We start from the raw sequence: 17,085 nt of genomic DNA, 5'->3' as shown, positions 1-17,085 counted from the left end.
CTGGAATTAAAGAGTGTCGCCGTTGCTGGCTATCACCTGCTTATACCAGTCAAACGACTTCTTCTTACTGCGGTTCAGGGTGCCGTTACCTTCATTGTCTTTGTCGACAAAGATAAAGCCGTAGCGTTTTTTCATTTCACCCGTTCCGGCAGACACCAGGTCGATACAGCCCCACGGGGTATACCCCATCAGATCAACGCCATCTTCGACCACCGCTTTTTTCATTTCGCGGATGTGCGCGGCAAGGTAATCAATACGGTACTGGTCATTCACCGAACCGTCGCTCTCCTGCACGTCGATGGCGCCAAAGCCGTTCTCCACGATGAACAGGGGCAACTGATAGTGATCCCAGAACCAGTTCAGGGAGTAACGCAGGCCCACCGGATCAATCTGCCAGCCCCAGTCAGATTTCTGCACGTACGGGTTGGAGACCAGGCTCTTACTTTCGTCGTAATCCAGCTCCGGGTTATCCGCCGTCGCTTTGGTGGCGAAAGACATGTAATAGCTAAAGCCGATGTAATCGACACACCCCTGCGTCAGCGCCGCGTTATCTTCTTCTGTGATATCCAGCGTGAAACCGCGACGAGCAAAGTAGTTAAGCAGATGCTGTGGGTACTTGCCGCGCACGTGGACATCGGTGAACCAGTAGCGACGGTGCATGGCGTTCATCGCCATCATCATATCGTCCGGGGCACAGGTCAGCGGATAGATTGGACACATGGCAATCATGCAGCCGATCCGCAGCGACGGGTTAATGTCGCGCCCGGCCTTCACCGCCAGGGCACTGGCCACCAGCTCATAGTGTGCCGCCTGGAACATTACCGGTTCGCGGTCTTCGCCCGGCTCGTACTTCAGGCCGGAGTTGGTAAACGGTGCAAAGTCTTCGTGGAAGTTAGCCTGGTTATTGATCTCGTTAAAGGTCATCCAGTACTTCACTTTATGCTGGTAACGTCTGAACACAACCTCCGCAAAGCGAACAAAGAAGTCGATCAGCTTACGGTTACGCCAGCCACCGTATTCGGTGACAAGGTGGAACGGCATCTCGAAATGGGAAAGGGTAATAACCGGCTCGATGCCATACTTCAGGCACTCGTCAAACAGGTCGTCATAGAATTTCAGGCCAGCTTCGTTAGGCTCCAGCTCGTCCCCTTTCGGGAAGATACGCGTCCAGGCGATGGAGGTACGGAAGCATTTGAAGCCCATCTCGGCAAAGAGTTTGATGTCCTCTTTATAGCGATGGTAGAAATCGATGGCTTCATGGTTAGGGTAATTTTTCCCTGGCAGCACGCCGTTGGTGATTTCACGCGGCACGCCGTGCGCGCCGGCCGTCATCACATCGGCAACGCTGATCCCCTTACCGCCCTCGTTCCAGCCCCCTTCCAGCTGATGCGCTGCGACCGCACCGCCCCACAGAAAATCTGCTTTGAATCCAGACATACACTTTCCCTCATTCTGCGTTATTTTCTGCAAAAACAATTACAGAAACCGGTTTCATTCTGATGATGTGCAAAGGGGCTTTCTGTTGCAAGGAGAAAACCGAAACCGGTTTCATTTTCGTGAACAGACTCAACTTTAGGCGCATTCGCAGGGCCTGCTGAAAAAAAAATCCTCTCGCCGAGAATAGGCTCGCAAACGTTTGCCTGGACTGTTAGAATTGCGCCGATTTTTCTTACTAGCTATGCAATCGCGTGGGGACTTGAGCCGTGACCAACAAAACTTCTCTCAGCTACAAAGATGCCGGTGTTGATATTGACGCAGGTAATGCGCTGGTTGACCGAATCAAAGGTGTGGTGAAAAAAACCCGCCGCCCGGAAGTGATGGGTGGTCTGGGTGGATTCGGCGCACTGTGCGCGCTGCCGCAAAAATATCGTGAACCTGTTCTGGTCTCGGGTACTGATGGTGTAGGGACGAAACTGCGCCTGGCGATGGATTTAAAACGTCACGACACGATCGGTATCGATCTGGTCGCGATGTGTGTTAACGACCTGGTGGTTCAGGGCGCAGAGCCGCTGTTCTTCCTGGATTACTACGCGACCGGAAAACTGGACGTGGATACCGCAGCAAGCGTCATTAATGGCATTGCCGAAGGGTGTCTGCAGTCTGGCTGTGCGCTGGTCGGTGGTGAAACCGCCGAAATGCCCGGTATGTATCACGGCGAAGATTATGACGTCGCAGGCTTCTGCGTTGGCGTAGTAGAAAAATCAGAAATTATCGACGGCAGTAAAGTGGCTGATGGTGATGTGCTGATCGCGTTGGCCTCCAGCGGCCCGCACTCGAACGGCTACTCTCTGGTGCGTAAAATCCTCGACGTGAGCGGCAGCGATCCACTGACCACCGAGCTTGATGGCAAGCCACTGGCTGACCATCTGCTGGCGCCGACCCGCATCTACGTGAAAAACGTGCTGGAGCTGATCGAGAAGGTTGACGTTCACGCCATTGCCCACCTGACCGGTGGCGGCTTCTGGGAAAACATTCCGCGCGTACTGCCGGACAACACTCAGGCGGTGATTGACGAATCGTCCTGGCAGTGGCCGTCCGTCTTTAACTGGCTGCAGACTGCGGGCAACGTGAGCTCACACGAGATGTACCGCACCTTTAACTGTGGCGTGGGCATGGTTATCGCGCTGCCAGCAAGCGAAGCGGATAAGGCGATTACGCTGCTGACTGACAAAGGTGAAAACGCGTGGAAAATCGGTATCATCAAAGCATCCGATTCCGAACAGCGTGTGGTCATTGAATGAAAAACATTGTGGTGCTCATTTCCGGTAACGGAAGCAATTTGCAGGCGATAATTGACGCCTGCAAACAGAAGAAAATCAACGGCACCATTCGGGCAGTATTCAGCAATAAGGCCGACGCGTTCGGCCTTGAACGCGCCCGGGAAGAGAACATTCCCGCGCACGCGCTGGAAGCCAGCCAGTTCTCCGGACGTGAAGCGTTTGACCGGGAACTGGTTCAGGAGATTGATGCCTACGCGCCTGACGTTGTCGTGCTGGCGGGGTATATGCGTATCCTGAGCCCGGCCTTTGTCGGGCACTACGCTGGTCGTCTGCTGAATATCCACCCTTCTCTCCTGCCGAAGTATCCCGGCCTGCACACCCATCGTCAGGTTCTGGAAAACGGCGATGAAGAGCACGGTACCTCCGTGCATTTCGTTACCGACGAGCTGGACGGCGGGCCGGTGATCCTGCAGGCAAAGGTGCCGGTCTTTGAAGGTGACAGCGAAGACGACGTTACCGAACGCGTGCAGACGCAGGAACACGCCATTTATCCTCTGGTGGTAAGCTGGTTTGTTGACGGGCGTCTTCAGATGCGCGACGGTGCCGCCTGGCTGGACGGCGTCAGGCTCCCTGCACAGGGTTATGCCGCTGACGAGTAGTTTGTTTGATGTGCCCGGCGGCGCGACGCCTGCACGGGCCTGTGGTCTTCACTGTCGGGTGAGCACCGCGCTTCCCGACATGCCCTTCCCCCAACCCTCTAAAATCCCCCAGAAAAAAAATAACTGTCATACTTTTCTGGCACTGTTGGACATATCGTGGAAATGCTCGCCATAATAAGGACGAGACGGATTTACCACGTCCTGTGATTGAACTGGAGTGTGAGCTGTAATGGGTCAGGAAAAGTTATATATCGAGAAAGAGCTAAGCTGGTTAGCATTCAACGAACGTGTACTCCAGGAAGCGGCAGACAAAAGTAACCCGCTTATCGAGCGTATGCGTTTTCTGGGGATTTATTCCAACAACCTGGATGAGTTCTACAAGGTTCGCTTTGCCGAACTGAAACGGCGAATCATCATCAGCGAAGAACAGGGCTTAAACTCTCACTCGCGCCATCTGCTGGGCAAAATTCAGTCGCGCGTATTGAAAGCCGATCAGGAGTTTGACGGCCTGTATAACGAACTGCTGCTGGAAATGGCACGCAATCAAATCTTCCTGATTAACGAGCGTCAGCTTTCTGTTAACCAACAAACCTGGCTGCGTCACTATTTCAAACATTACCTGCGCCAGCACATTACCCCTATTCTGATCAACCGCGAAACCGATCTGGTGCAGTTCCTGAAAGATGACTACACCTACCTCGCGGTGGAAATTATTCGTGGCGACACGATTCGTTACGCATTGCTTGAGATCCCGTCCGATAAGGTGCCGCGCTTTGTGAACCTGCCGCCGGAAACCCCGCGCAGACGCAAGCCAATGATCCTGCTCGATAACATCCTGCGTTACTGCCTGGACGACATCTTCAAGGGCTTCTTCGATTACGACGCGTTAAACGCCTACTCCATGAAGATGACCCGTGACGCCGAATACGATCTGGTGCACGAGATGGAAGCCAGCCTGATGGAGCTGATGTCATCCAGCCTGAAACAGCGCCTGACGGCGGAGCCGGTGCGCTTTGTTTATCAGCGCGATATGCCAGATGCCATGGTGGAAATGCTGCGCGACAAGCTGACCATTTCTCGCTATGACTCCATCGTGCCGGGCGGTCGTTACCATAACTTTAAAGACTTTATTGGCTTCCCGAACGTCGGCAAGGCCAATCTGGTGAACAAACCGCTGCCGCGTCTGCGCCATCTCTGGTTCGATAAATTCCGCAACGGTTTCGACGCCATTCGCGAGCGCGATGTCCTGCTCTACTATCCGTATCATACGTTTGAACACGTGCTGGAACTGCTGCGTCAGGCTTCGTTCGACCCGAACGTACTGGCGATCAAAATCAACATCTACCGTGTGGCAAAAGATTCCCGCATCATCGATGCGATGATCCATGCGGCGCACAACGGCAAAAAAGTGACCGTGGTGGTTGAGCTGCAGGCACGCTTCGACGAAGAGGCAAACATTCACTGGGCGCGCCGTCTGACGGAAGCCGGTGTCCACGTTATCTTCTCAGCACCTGGGCTGAAAATTCACGCCAAGCTGTTCCTTATCTCCCGTAAAGAGGGGGAGGACGTGGTGCGTTATGCCCACATCGGGACCGGGAACTTTAACGAAAAAACCGCGCGAATTTATACCGACTACTCGCTGCTGACTGCCGATGCGCGCATCACTAACGAGGTTCGCCGGGTGTTCAACTTTATTGAGAACCCGTACCGCCCGGTCAGCTTCGATTATCTGCTGGTCTCGCCGCAGAACTCACGCCGCCTGCTGTACGACATGATCGATAAAGAGATCGCCAATGCCCAGAAAGGGCTGTCGTCGGGCATTACGCTGAAACTCAACAACCTGGTCGACAAAGGGCTGGTGGATCGTCTGTATGCGGCGTCCAGCTCCGGCGTTCCGGTCAATCTGTTGATACGCGGTATGTGCTCGCTGATCCCTGAACTCGAAGGCATCAGCGACAATATTCGCGTGATCAGCATTGTTGACCGCTACCTGGAACACGATCGGGTCTATATTTTCGATAATGCGGGTGATAAACAGGTCTATCTCTCCTCTGCAGACTGGATGACGCGCAATATTGACTACCGAATTGAAGTCGCGACACCGCTCCTGGATCCGCGGCTGAAACAGCAGATCCTCGATATCATCGAGATTCTGTTCAGCGATACGGTGAAAGCACGCTATATCGACAAAGAACTCAGTAACCGCTATGTACCGCGCGGCAATCGCCGTAAAGTGCGGTCGCAACTGGCGATTTACGACTATATCAAATCACTCGAGCAACCCGATTAACCTATGCCGATAAATGATAAGACCCCACGCCCGCAGGAATTCGCCGCGGTCGATCTTGGTTCTAACAGTTTCCACATGGTCATCGCCCGTGAGGTGGATGGCGCGTTGCAGATCATCGGTCGTCTGAAGCAGCGTGTACACCTGGCGGATGGTCTTGATGAGCGCAGCATGCTCAGCGAAGAGGCAATGGAGCGAGGCTTAAACTGCCTGTCGCTATTTGCTGAACGCCTGCAGGGCTTCTCGCCCTCCAGCGTATGCATTGTAGGCACCCACACGTTGCGCCAGGCGCTGAACGCGCCTGAATTCCTCAAGCGGGCCGAAAAAGTGATCCCCTACCCCATTGAGATCATCTCCGGTAACGAGGAAGCCCGTCTGATTTTCATGGGTGTTGAACACACTCAGCCGGAAAAAGGACGCAAGCTGGTCATCGACATCGGCGGCGGCTCTACAGAACTGGTGATCGGCGAAGATTTTGAGCCGCGTCTGGTCGAAAGCCGTCGTATGGGCTGCGTCAGCTTTGCGCAGATGTATTTCCCGGGTGGCGCAATCAGCCGCGAAAACTTCCAGCGCGCGCGCATGGCCGCTATCCAGAAACTGGAGAACCTGGCCTGGCAGTACCGTATTCAGGGCTGGAACGTAGCGCTGGGCGCATCGGGCACCATCAAAGCGGCACATGAAGTGCTGCTGGCGATGGGTGAAAAAGATGGGTTTATCACCCCAGAGCGCCTGACCTTGCTGACCGAAGAGGTGCTGAAACATAAAAGCTTTGACGCCTTAAGCCTGCCGGGTCTTTCCGACGAGCGCAAAGCGGTATTCGTACCGGGGCTGGCTATCCTGTGCGGCGTATTTGATGCGCTGGCAATTAAAGAGCTGCGTCTTTCCGACGGCGCGCTGCGTGAAGGTGTGCTGTATGAAATGGAAGGCCGTTTCCGCCATCAGGATATTCGTAGCCGCACCGCACAAAGCCTGGCAAACCAGTACAATATCGACCGTGAACAGGCGAAGCGCGTGCTGGAAACAACCGTTCAGATATACGACCAGTGGCAGGAGCAGAACCCTAAGCTGGCGCATCCGCAGCTTGCCGCCCTGCTGAAATGGGCAGCGATGCTGCACGAAGTGGGACTGAATATTAACCACAGCGGAATGCACCGCCACTCAGCCTATATCCTGCAAAACAGCGATCTGCCTGGCTTCAACCAGGAGCAGCAAACCATGATGGCGACCCTGGTGCGCTACCATCGTAAAGCCATCAAGCTTGACGATCTGCCGCGCTTCACGCTGTTTAAGAAGAAGCAATTCCTGCCGCTTATCCAGCTGCTGCGTCTCGGCGTCCTGCTCAATAACCAGCGTCAGGCCACGACTACCCCGCCCACGCTGAAGCTCAAAACGGATGACAACCACTGGACCCTGAGCTTCCCGCCAGACTGGTTTAGCCAGAATGCGCTGGTGCTGCTGGATCTGGAAAAAGAGCAGCAGTACTGGGAAGCGGTCACCGGCTGGCTACTCAAAATCGAAGAAGAGAGCTCAGACGTCGCGGCGTAACGGCTCAGGTCTTGACCGGCGACGCCTCTGCTTCCAGCAGTGACTCAAGCGCCACCGGTCTGCCAATCAGATAACCCTGCACATAATCGATACCTAGCGCGTGGACCGCGCTACGTATCTCTTCTGTTTCGACATACTCCGCGACCACCAGCATTTTCTTCATTCGCGCCAGATGGCAAATCGAGGCCACTATCTGATAGTCCAGACTGTTGTTGACGATATTGCGGATAAAGCTTCCGTCTATCTTAAGGATATCGGCGTCCACGCTTTTCAGCCGCGCGTAGCTCGCATAGCCGGTACCGAAATCATCAATCGCAATGCGTACCCCCATTTTTTGCAACTGCCTGAGGGTATGTAACGCCTGCTCACCACTGCCGAAGGTGCTGCACTCGGTCACTTCAAATATCAGCTGCCAGGGTTCGACGGCGTATTTCGCCAGCAGACGACTCACCTCAGCCGGGAACTGCGCACGGCACACGGTGGAAGGGCCCAGATTAATGGCAAAACGCTGGCCGGGCAGATGTACCCGATGCTCTGCCAGGAAGCGTAGCGTGTTCTCCAGTACCCACAAATCAACCCGCGACGACAGACCAAACTCCTGAGCGACGGGCAGAAATTGCAAGGGAGAGAGCAACGCCCCGTTTGCATCCGCCATCCGCAGCAACACTTCGTGGTAGCAATCGCCCCGCACGCCGCAAACCGGCTGGACCAGCAGAGTAAACGCGTTACTGTCGAGCGCACTTTGCAGACGGCTCATCATCGCAACCTTGTCCTTCAGGCTACGCTGGAGATGGACAGCACCGCGCTGCTGCAGATTTTCCGGATGGTTGGTCGAAATCGACAGATCGGCAATTACCCCCAGTTCACCGAGGACCAGATAGAGATGGGTCACCGGTGAGCGCACATAGCAGTAGCTCACGCCCACCTGAGGCTGTAGCGGCATCCCATCCCAGACAAAGCGGAACTGTTTAATATGCTCGTCCAGCGCCTCAATGCGTTGCTGGTGCGATTCCGCGTTAAGGCGAACCGCCAGGTCACAGCCGGTGAGGTGATAGACCCGCTCACTGGGCTGCAAGGTGCCATTGACCCACTGCGCCAGCTGCTGTTTATACAGGATCCGCAACAACACCCCGTAATTTCGGCCCAGCACCTCCAGCTCCGGAATGCGCAGCAAACAGAGCGCCGACCACGGGTTTTTGGCAAGATCGCGCGACAAGGCCCGCAGATTCGGCATATGGACAACCGGGTCGAGTAGCGCCAGCCTGCGGGAACGTTTATTCGCGGTGCGCTGGCAGGTGGCCAACATCGACATGTAAATCACCACAAACGAAAAGACCAGATAGCTGGAAGAGGTAATTGCCAGCTGAATGTCATACCCGGACTGTTGAGGGATATAACGATAAAAATAGTGGATGGACACCAGCAGCACCGGGGTCCAGATAAGCGACATCAGCTTATAGCCAAACCGCATCGCTCCCCACAACATCACCGGCATCAGCAACGACAGGGTGTAGTTGGTGGTGAAAATCGAGCTGTTTTCATTCATCGGGAGCAGCAGGAGGGTAAGCAGCCCGCCAAGCGCAATGGCCCACAGCAGAAATTCAATGACCGTCACCTTTTTGTCTATCTGCATTCGCACCTGCGAGACAAGACTTCTGATATACCGCGGATGGCGAATCAGACGGATCAATAAATAGCTTAACGGCACGCCCGTCAGCCCACTGACCAGCAGCGCCTGATAGTTAATCAGCGTGCGAATATTAAGCGGGGTCAACCCCTCCAGGCTCTGACGGCTCTCATACACCCCCAGATAGAGGGCAAACTGAAACAGCACCAGAAACAGCGTCGCGGGGCAAAAGGCCTGCCAGAAGATACGCTGCGCCATCAGTCTGACATCCCCGTAAGCCGTCATGCTGCGTCTGGGCGCAAACACCCGATACCCTCCCCAGCTGAGCACAACGGGGACAATAAAATGAAAAATGCCGGCGATGGTTTCGAACAACCCAACCGACGGGTAGTAGCGGATGAACAATGACAATACGATGCCGGGAAGCGCTTCCAGACCAAAAAACATCATCACCGAAAGCAGAAAGGAGAGAGGTAAATAATAGAGTGCCACCAGACCATCGCCCAATCGGGTAAAGGTATTGGCAACGCTTAATACAGGCAGTAAACCCACCGGTAAAATAAGCGGTAAAGCCCACCAGCGGTCTTTATTGTTTTTCAGGAAAGAAATAAAGTTCATAGATGCCCGTTTAAACCCCTTTCGCTCCAGAGGGAAATGAAGACAGGCATCCAACCTGACGTACCTGCCGCCCGACAACGTGCGGGGCGAACAGTATGGAGGTGGGATTTTAAATACCAGGCCAGGGAAACCGTTGACTTAAATCAAACTAATTTACTCAAACGATCCTTTCTTACATTTTTTTGAAATAGTTTTCTTCATATTATCAATATGGTAAATGCAATTATTAATTTCAATAACATTAATTAATGTAACTATTGACGGTTATTTACACATTTGCGAATTGACCCTCTCTTCCCGCTGTGCCTTAATATCCCTGTCGCCCAAAAGGGCATGCCCAGGAAAAACACAGTGAGTCAGGTCACGCGTATGCGAAAACGACATCAGTTCAACACCCGGATGACCCGCATCATACTGCTTATCAGCTTCCTGTTTTTCTTCGGCCGCTTCGTTTACTCCTCTATTGGCGCCTGGTATCACCATCAGGACAAAGCCCAGTCACAGCAATCCAGCCTGACCGTTGATTCAGCCGATCGCTAACGCGTCGAAGGATTTTGTAATATCCGAATTATCCCTGCTATTCCTTTGCTCAGGATTTTATCCTGGCGCATCACCACAGCCAGTTGTCGCTGCAGCACGGGCGTGAGCGACATCATGCATAGCCCTTCGCGGTCAGCCGCCAGGTCTACGGCCATACGCGGCACGATACTGTAGCCAAGCCCCGCACGTACCATCCGCTTGATCGCCTCGATGCTGCCCAGCTGCATCACCGGCGTGAGGATTCGCCCCTCGGCCGCAAACCAGTCGTCGATCAGCGCCCGGGTTCCGCTGCCTGATTCAAAAGCAATGAATGGCTGCGCGTGCAACGCAGCCGGCGTCAACGACTGAAAACCGTCCTGCTGGTCCAGCGACGCGATAAAAACAAACTCTTCGTCCATCACCGGCGTAACGTCGAGCGCTCTTCCGCTCACCGGTAACGTCACCAGCCCCATATCAAGTCGGTTTTCTTCAATTGCCCGGACGATGTCGAGCGTATTGCCGATCGTCACGCCCACTCTGAGAAGCGGATAGTCACGCCCGAGCTGCTGCAACAGCGGCGGCAGAAGATGAATGCAGGCCGTTGCGCCCGTGCCTAGCGTAATGGTGCCACTCACGTCGTGGCTGAACTCACTCACGGACCGAATGGCTTCATCCACCGCCTGCTGAATACGCTCCCCGTGCACCAGCAACGCCTGCCCGGCAGCCGTGGGTTTGATACCCCGCCCGGTACGCTCTACCAGCCGGGTTTGCAGAAACTGCTCCAGCTGGCGGATTTGCAGGCTGACGGCCGGCTGGGAAATGCCCAGCAGGTCCGCCGCCGCGGAAAAACTGCCGCGCTGGATAACCAGACGGAACGTCGCGAGATAGCCTAGGTTGAGCGTTGTCATTCAAAGTTTCTCTTATACAGCGCATAAGGTGGCTGACCTGCCAGCACAATAGCGCGCTCGCTATGCTCAGGACAACTGCATAACGTAATGAAAAACAATGAAAACACCTGTCCTTCCCCGTCACCTCGCCCTCCGGGCAGGTTGTCATCAGCTTATCAACTGGGGGATCTCGTTTTATATGCCCGGGACCTTTGCCCAGGCGATTGTGGCCGACCGGGGGTGGTCATCACCGCAGCTCTACCTCGGCCTGACGCTGGCGATGCTGGTAATGGCGATGGTCTCCCCTTTTGTCGCCCGACTGTTGGCGTACGCTGGCGGGCAGAACGTGGTGATGAGCGGAACGTTACTGATTGCCGCAAGCTGCGCGGGCATGGCATATACGCAGACGCTGTTCGGCTGGTACGGTGCCTGGCTGGTTGCCGGTATCGGGATGCGGCTGTCGCTGTATGATGCGCTGTTCGCCGCGCTGGTGAACCTGTACGGCCAGCAGGCACGCAGAACGATCTCGCGCATCACGCTCGCAGGCGGGCTGGCCTCAGCGGTTTTTTGGCCGCTGGGTGATGGGCTGCTGAAAGTGATGAGCTGGCAACACGCATTGCAGATCTACGCCCTCTTTGGCCTGCTGAGTGCGGTGCTGATTCGCACGCTTCCCCACCAGCGGCTGGCGGCCCCCCCGCACGTTACCGCGCCGCCCGTGCGCCAGGAACGGCGTAACGGCTGGCGGTATGCCACGTTTATTGCCCTCATGACCTTTGTCTCTAACGGCACGTCCACCCATCTGCCAGAGTTTATTGCCAGTTTTGGCCTGCCGGTCGCCATCGGCATGCTGTGGGGAGTTGGCCAGACGGGCGCACGCGCCACGGAGGTGCTGGCGGGTGCACGCTTAACCCCGCTCAACCTGACGCTCCTGACCGCCCTCGCCATGCCGCTCTGCTTTGTGATCGGGTTAAGCAGCTCGCTGTTTGTCGGGTGTGCCGCCGGTTTTGTGCTGGGCTACGGCGCCATCAACGGGCTGATGACGATAGTAAAAGCCACCCTGCCGCTGACGCTTTTCAGCGCCGAAAGCTATGCCCGCCGCACCGGCATGCTGCTCATTCCCGCACAGCTTATGGCCGCGGCATCGCCGTTTGCCTATGCATGGCTAAATAAAACGCTGGGGATCGCCGGCGCAATGTGGGTTTCCACCGCGCTGACGTTGGTGATTGCCGGGCTGGCGATAGCGATTGTGCGCAGTGCCGACCCCGCGCGGAATGATGAAATGTATCCCACTGTATCCGGAGCGCCACGCTGACAAGCCGGTACAAAACGCCGTTCCCCGCAAACATCCCGGATACATAAAAATGGTTTTCTGTGTCTGTCATTGTTTGAAACCGAATTTGAAACCGATTGAGGAGAGACTCAGATGATCCGTCGTTATTTACTGCTCCCTGCACTTGTTCTGGCGTCAGCAACCTGCTCCTGGGCCGCACCGCTGGATAACCTCAGCGCTGCCGACGTCAACGGCCCTGCCGCTGTTGCCCCGCTGGAACGTCCACAGCCGGCCGCTAAGCTGATTGTCGATCCACCGCTTGCCGGCCCGCTGAGCAAGGGGGCGGTCTTTATTCAATACCGGGCTGAAAACCTGCGCATCGAGCCGGTATTCGGGCCCGATGCGCTGAAGGTCACACCACGTATCGGCCATATCCATGTCGTGGTGGATGACGCCCCCTGGCACTGGGCCGATACCAGCGGAGAGCCAATCATTCTGGTTGGGTTACCCGCCGGGAAGCATAAAGTGACCATAATTCTGGCCGACCCCACGCATAAACCCATCGACCATAAAACCATTGAATTCACCGTACCGCCTCACGCAACGGTCCATCATTTTTAAGGAGCCAGACAATGAAAGCACGCACTGTACTGACGGCGGGTCTGCTGGCGCTTTCAGCCAGCGCCTTTGCTGAGAGCAAAACTAGCGTGGTGCTGGTCCATGGCGCGTTTGCCGATGGCAGCAGCTGGAACAAGGTCATTACCCGGCTGCAAAAACAGCATACCGAGGTGATCGCCGTCCAGCTGCCGCTCACGTCGCTTAAAGATGACGTTGCCGCCACCCGGCGCGCCATTGCACGGGCGCAGGGCGATGTGGTGCTGGTAGGTCATTCCTGGGGCGGAACGGTGATCAGCGAAGCGGGCAACGATGCACGGGTAAAATCCCTGGTGTACGTAGCGGCCTTTGCGCCTGATTCCGGCCAGTCGACGGCGGACCTGGCGGGAAGTTACCCACCGCCTGCGGGGAGTGCGGATATCGCAAAAACGGCAGACGGGTATTTGTATCTCCCGCCAGAAGCCGTGATGAAAGACTTCGCACCGGATGCAGGCGCCGTTGAACAGCAGACCATTGCAGCCACTCAGGGGCCGATCAAGGCCGACGCATTTGCGGAAAAAGTGAGCCATGCGGCCTGGCATGAAAAGCCAAGCTGGTTTGTGGTCAGCAAAAATGACCGGATGATTAACCCGGAGCTTGAACGTGCGATGGCGAAAACGATCCACGCGAAAACCACGGAAGTGGCAGCAAGCCACGTGTCGATGGTGAGTCAACCGGATGATATTGCCCGCACGATTGAGCAGGCAATAATAAACCATTAAGAATGCAACAAAAGCCCGCGTAGCGCGGGCTTGCAGAGCGTCGGGTTACGTCACTTTCTGCACCTCAGTATCTTGCGCCTTCAGCGCCGTTCCATCCTGCGCTGCTGGCGCCATCAGGGGAACCGGCTTGCCGGTACGCCTGTCGATCAACAGCGAGTGGCGCTCCCCGCGCTCAAACAGATGCTGCTCTCCCCACTGGCGAAGCGCAACGACGATGGGAAACAGGCTTTCGCCTTTGTCCGTCAGGACATATTCCTGATACGACGTACCGTCTGACGCCCCCTGCATCGCGAGAATGCCCGCGTCGACCAGCTTGCGCAGTCGGTCAGCCAGAATGTTACGCGCAACCCCGAGATCCCGCTGAAAATCCCCGAAACGGCGCATGCCGTCAATAGCATTACGCACAATCAGAAGCGACCAGCGATCGCCAATCAGATCGACGCTGCGGGCAACGGGACAAAATTCCTGTTCAATCGGTTTACGAGACGGCACAGCGTTACCCCGGCAGGTCAGTCAATAATAACTGGTTGCATTTTAAAACTGCATAGCCTAGCCTTCAACTGGTTTCTTTTTAAAACCACATTACCCAGGGCGAGGATTTGAACATGTCACACGCGTCACCACTACCGTCAGATCGAAAAACCGGGCACGTCCGCTCAGGCGACATGCCGCGTAGCCTGGTGTGGCTGTTCGCCCTCGCCAGCGGCTTAAGCGTGGCCAACGTCTATTACGCACAGCCGTTGCTTGACGCGTTGTCCAGAGACTTTGGCATCAGCCATGGTGCCATTGGCGGCGTGGTCACCGCCACGCAGATTGGCTGTGCTCTGGCTCTGCTGTTCGTGGTTCCTCTGGGGGATAAAGTGGATCGCCGGCGCCTGATGGCGCTACAACTTGTCGTACTGGTCGCCGCACTGGTCACGGTCGGCATGGCGCAGACGTCAACGATGCTGCTGGTGGGTATGCTCGCCACCGGCATGGCAGGAACGGCCATGACGCAAGGGCTAATCGCCTATGCCGCCAACGCCGCGTCGCCGCATGAGCAAGGCCGCGTTATTGGTGCGGCACAAGGCGGGGTATTTATGGGCCTGTTAGTGGCCCGCGTCGTCTCCGGAGGCATCAGTGATATCGCGGGCTGGCGTGGCGTGTATCTCTCTGCCGCCGGGCTGATGGTCATTATTGCGTTTCCGCTGTGGTGGAGGCTGCCCCGCTTGCCTGCGGTGCCTGAAACGATGAGTTACCCGCGCCTGATTCACTCAATGCTGATCCTGCTGCGGGAAGAAAAAGTCCTGCAGGTGCGCGGCGTACTGGCTTTACTGATGTTCGCTGCGTTCAATATTTTCTGGAGCGCCCTGGTGCTGCCGTTAAGTGCCCCACCCTATAACTTATCGCATACCGCCATTGGTGCTTTTGGCCTGGCCGGAATGGCAGGCGCGTTAGCGGCAACCCGGGCCGGAGAGTGGGCCGATCGAGGATATGCCCGGCGCACCAGCGCGGCTGCACTGGTCATGTTACTCCTGGCGTGGTGGCCGATTTCACTGATGGACCGTTCGCTCGGCATTTTGCTCATTGGCATCGTGCTGCTCGATTTGGGCGGGCAGGCGCTGCATGTCACCAACCAGAGCCTGATCTTTCGTGCCCGCCCCGAGGCGCATAGCCGGCTGGTCGGGCTTTATATGCTGTTTTATGCTGTCGGCAGCGGTCTGGGCGCGCTGAGCACCACGATGACGTATGCCATCGCGGGCTGGCAGGGCGTCTGCCTGACTGGCGCAGCGGTGAGCCTGGTGGCGCTGGTGTTCTGGTGGGTAACGCGCAAGACAGGATAATGTTGATAAAAAAAGCCCGCGGGGTGCGGGCTTCTGCAACGTCAACGTGGATAGTCGCGGTTGATCCACGCGTGATCGTCTTCCCAGGTGAACATCCATTTTCGCACCGGACCGGCCATCACGTTGAGATAGTAGCTGTCATAACCAGCCAGCGTCGCCACCGGATGGTACCCCTTCGGCACCATCACCACGTCGCGGTTATAAACGGCCATACACTCATCCAGCGACCTGTCGTCGGTATAGACCCGCTGCATGCAGAACCCCTGCCCGGGATTGAGGCGATGATAGTAGGTCTCCTCCAGGTAGGTTTCCTGCGGTGGATTATCCGTATCGTGCTTATGGCTCGGGTATGAACTGGTGCAGCCTTCGTGGGTCCAGACCTCAACCACCAGCAGGCTGTCGGCGGGTTGATCTTCCGGCAGAATGTTGTGCACGTAGCGCTGGTTATGGCCTTTGCCGCGCGCCTGCGCGTCGATATCCTGCGGAGCGATAAGCCGTGTCGGGAAGGATCCTTTGCCGGGTGCGGCACAGACCGCCAGCTCCAGCGTCGTCAGCGCCTTAATCTGCACCGTCTCCTGCGGCGTGACGTAGACCGCCCAGGGCTTTATGCGCTCAAACGGGCTCATCCGCTCGCCGATGTCAGTAAACTGCGCGGTAGGTGTGCTGACAGAGGCCCGTCCGGCCACCAGCACCAGACAGCGCTCTTCGCTGACGGCGGGCAGCGTCAGCGTCTGCCCTTCCTGCAGTTCATACGCTTCAAAGCCAACGTATCCCCAGCCCGCGCGTTCCGGCGTGACGGACTGGGTACGGCCCTCCGCACTCGGCGGTTGCCAGCGTGATAACAGACGTGACATGTCACCTCCTCAGATAAGCCCGGCGTCGCGCGCCAGACGGCTCAGGTTGTTATACCCCAGACGGGCGTAGGTCAGCGGGTGAGCGATAGCAGGATCCTGCTCCGCCTCCACCACCAGCCAGCCGTGATAATCCTGCGCCTTCAGCAGCCGCATGATGGGCGGATAGCCCACGCAGCCGTCACCCGGTACGGTGAAGACCCCACTCAGCACCGCATCAAGGAAGCTGGTTTTGCGGTTTTTGACGTCCGCCAGCACGTCGGCGCGCACGTCTTTGCAGTGAACATGGTTAATGCGCGATGCCCAGCGCTGGGCCACCGCCAGCGGATCAGCCCCGGCAAAGGTCAGATGGCCCGTGTCCAGCAGCAGGCCCACCTCTTCACCGGTATGGGTCATCAGGTTATCGACATCTTCAGCGGACTCAATGACCGTTCCCATATGGTGATGGTAGGCAATCTGCACCCCCTGCTGCTGCGTGTAGCGGGCAAAAGCGGTCAGCTTCTCACCGTACTCTTTCCAGCGCCCGTGCGGGAAGCGCGGGCGAAGATGAACCGGCGTCTGTTGCTCGCCGTGAATACAGCCGCTCACTTCGGCGAATACCAGCACCTTAGCCCCCAGTTCGCGCAGCAGCGTCAGGTGTGACTGCACGGCGGCAATCTCCTCCTCCACGCTACGCTCCAGCAGACGCCCTGAATACCAGCCGGAGACCAGCTGCAGATCGTGGCGCTGCAAAATGGGGCCAAGCAGGCGCGCCTCACGCGGGAATTTATTGCCCAGTTCGAAACCGGCAAAACCGGCCTCTTTCCCTTCGCTCAGACAGGTATCCAGCGGCGTCTCCGCGCCGAGTGAAGGCAGATCGTCGTTCGTCCATGTCAGCGGGTTAATGCCTAATTGCACACTCAT

At 56.5% G+C, this 17,085-nt stretch carries 15 protein-coding genes; 9 read left to right on the top strand and 6 right to left on the bottom strand.

Translation table 11 applies throughout. From position 1 onward, the window contains the following. Positions 1-6: 6 nt before the first annotated feature. Entirely contained in the window at positions 7-1,437 is a 1,431-nt protein-coding gene (locus HV157_RS20875; RefSeq protein ID WP_020883060.1) for a 6-phospho-beta-glucosidase, read from the bottom strand. Positions 1,438-1,703: 266 nt separating this feature from the next. On the opposite strand from HV157_RS20875, the gene purM reads away from it, so the two are divergent. The 4 genes from purM (at position 1,704) to ppx (ending at position 7,211) form a co-directional block, all read left to right on the top strand. After that, positions 1,704-2,741: a phosphoribosylformylglycinamidine cyclo-ligase gene (purM, locus tag HV157_RS20870; RefSeq protein WP_014171131.1), complete on the top strand. Its 1,038-nt coding sequence runs from the start codon at positions 1,704-1,706 to the stop codon at positions 2,739-2,741. After that, complete coding sequence (purN, locus tag HV157_RS20865; protein WP_014171132.1) at positions 2,738-3,379, top strand: phosphoribosylglycinamide formyltransferase; 642 nt, start codon at positions 2,738-2,740, stop codon at positions 3,377-3,379. The genes purM and purN overlap by 4 nt, the downstream gene beginning before the upstream one ends. Before the next feature lie 229 nt (positions 3,380-3,608). Beyond that, positions 3,609-5,669: a polyphosphate kinase 1 gene (gene ppk1, locus HV157_RS20860; protein ID WP_014171133.1), complete on the top strand. Its 2,061-nt coding sequence runs from the start codon at positions 3,609-3,611 to the stop codon at positions 5,667-5,669. A 3-nt stretch (positions 5,670-5,672) separates the two neighbouring features. Then, a complete protein-coding gene (gene ppx, locus HV157_RS20855) occupies positions 5,673-7,211 on the top strand; it encodes an exopolyphosphatase (protein ID WP_020883058.1) in 1,539 nt (512 codons plus the stop codon). Between the two features lie 4 nt (positions 7,212-7,215). Here the strand turns inward: ppx and HV157_RS20850 are convergent, their stop codons facing one another. Next, positions 7,216-9,456, bottom strand: a complete 2,241-nt coding sequence (locus HV157_RS20850) for an EAL domain-containing protein (RefSeq protein WP_182268906.1) — start codon at positions 9,454-9,456, stop codon at positions 7,216-7,218. 351 nt (positions 9,457-9,807) lie between these two features. Between HV157_RS20850 and HV157_RS20845 the strand changes: the two genes are divergently transcribed. Continuing rightward, positions 9,808-9,996: a YfgG family protein gene (locus tag HV157_RS20845; protein ID WP_050737163.1), complete on the top strand. Its 189-nt coding sequence runs from the start codon at positions 9,808-9,810 to the stop codon at positions 9,994-9,996. On the opposite strand, the gene HV157_RS20840 is transcribed toward HV157_RS20845, so the two are convergent. Continuing rightward, positions 9,993-10,883, bottom strand: a complete 891-nt coding sequence (locus HV157_RS20840) for a LysR family transcriptional regulator (RefSeq protein WP_182268905.1) — start codon at positions 10,881-10,883, stop codon at positions 9,993-9,995. The genes HV157_RS20845 and HV157_RS20840 overlap by 4 nt on opposite strands. A 97-nt stretch (positions 10,884-10,980) precedes the next feature. Here HV157_RS20840 and HV157_RS20835 point away from each other — a divergent pair, with 97 nt between their 5' ends. From HV157_RS20835 to HV157_RS20825, 3 genes are all read left to right on the top strand, one after another. Then, positions 10,981-12,174 (top strand): MFS transporter, encoded by a 1,194-nt coding sequence (locus HV157_RS20835; protein ID WP_182268904.1) that lies wholly within the window; start codon positions 10,981-10,983, stop codon positions 12,172-12,174. A gap of 111 nt (positions 12,175-12,285) precedes the next feature. After that, positions 12,286-12,753: a DUF6130 family protein gene (locus HV157_RS20830; RefSeq protein ID WP_020883054.1), complete on the top strand. Its 468-nt coding sequence runs from the start codon at positions 12,286-12,288 to the stop codon at positions 12,751-12,753. An 11-nt stretch (positions 12,754-12,764) separates the two neighbouring features. After that, positions 12,765-13,508, top strand: coding sequence for an alpha/beta hydrolase (locus tag HV157_RS20825; RefSeq protein ID WP_182268903.1), 744 nt, complete (start codon positions 12,765-12,767; stop codon positions 13,506-13,508). 45 nt (positions 13,509-13,553) lie between these two features. Here the strand turns inward: HV157_RS20825 and HV157_RS20820 are convergent, their stop codons facing one another. Continuing rightward, positions 13,554-14,000, bottom strand: a complete 447-nt coding sequence (locus tag HV157_RS20820) for a helix-turn-helix domain-containing protein (protein ID WP_182268902.1) — start codon at positions 13,998-14,000, stop codon at positions 13,554-13,556. 113 nt (positions 14,001-14,113) lie between these two features. Here HV157_RS20820 and HV157_RS20815 point away from each other — a divergent pair, with 113 nt between their 5' ends. Next, entirely contained in the window at positions 14,114-15,331 is a 1,218-nt protein-coding gene (locus HV157_RS20815) for an MFS transporter (protein WP_182268901.1), read from the top strand. Positions 15,332-15,372: 41 nt separating this feature from the next. On the opposite strand, the gene iolB is transcribed toward HV157_RS20815, so the two are convergent. After that, positions 15,373-16,185, bottom strand: coding sequence for a 5-deoxy-glucuronate isomerase (iolB, locus tag HV157_RS20810; protein WP_138614454.1), 813 nt, complete (start codon positions 16,183-16,185; stop codon positions 15,373-15,375). 9 nt (positions 16,186-16,194) lie between these two features. After that, positions 16,195-17,085 carry a myo-inosose-2 dehydratase gene (gene iolE / locus HV157_RS20805; RefSeq protein ID WP_182268900.1) on the bottom strand — a complete coding sequence of 297 codons (891 nt, stop codon included), beginning with the start codon at positions 17,083-17,085 and terminating at the stop codon, positions 16,195-16,197.

Origin of the sequence: Enterobacter sp. RHBSTW-00318, from assembly GCF_014101375.1 — a bacterium.
GTDB lineage: Bacteria > Pseudomonadota > Gammaproteobacteria > Enterobacterales > Enterobacteriaceae > Enterobacter > Enterobacter ludwigii.
The sequence above is the reverse complement of the archived record's forward strand: the minus strand, read 5'-3'. Positions and strand labels throughout refer to the sequence as shown.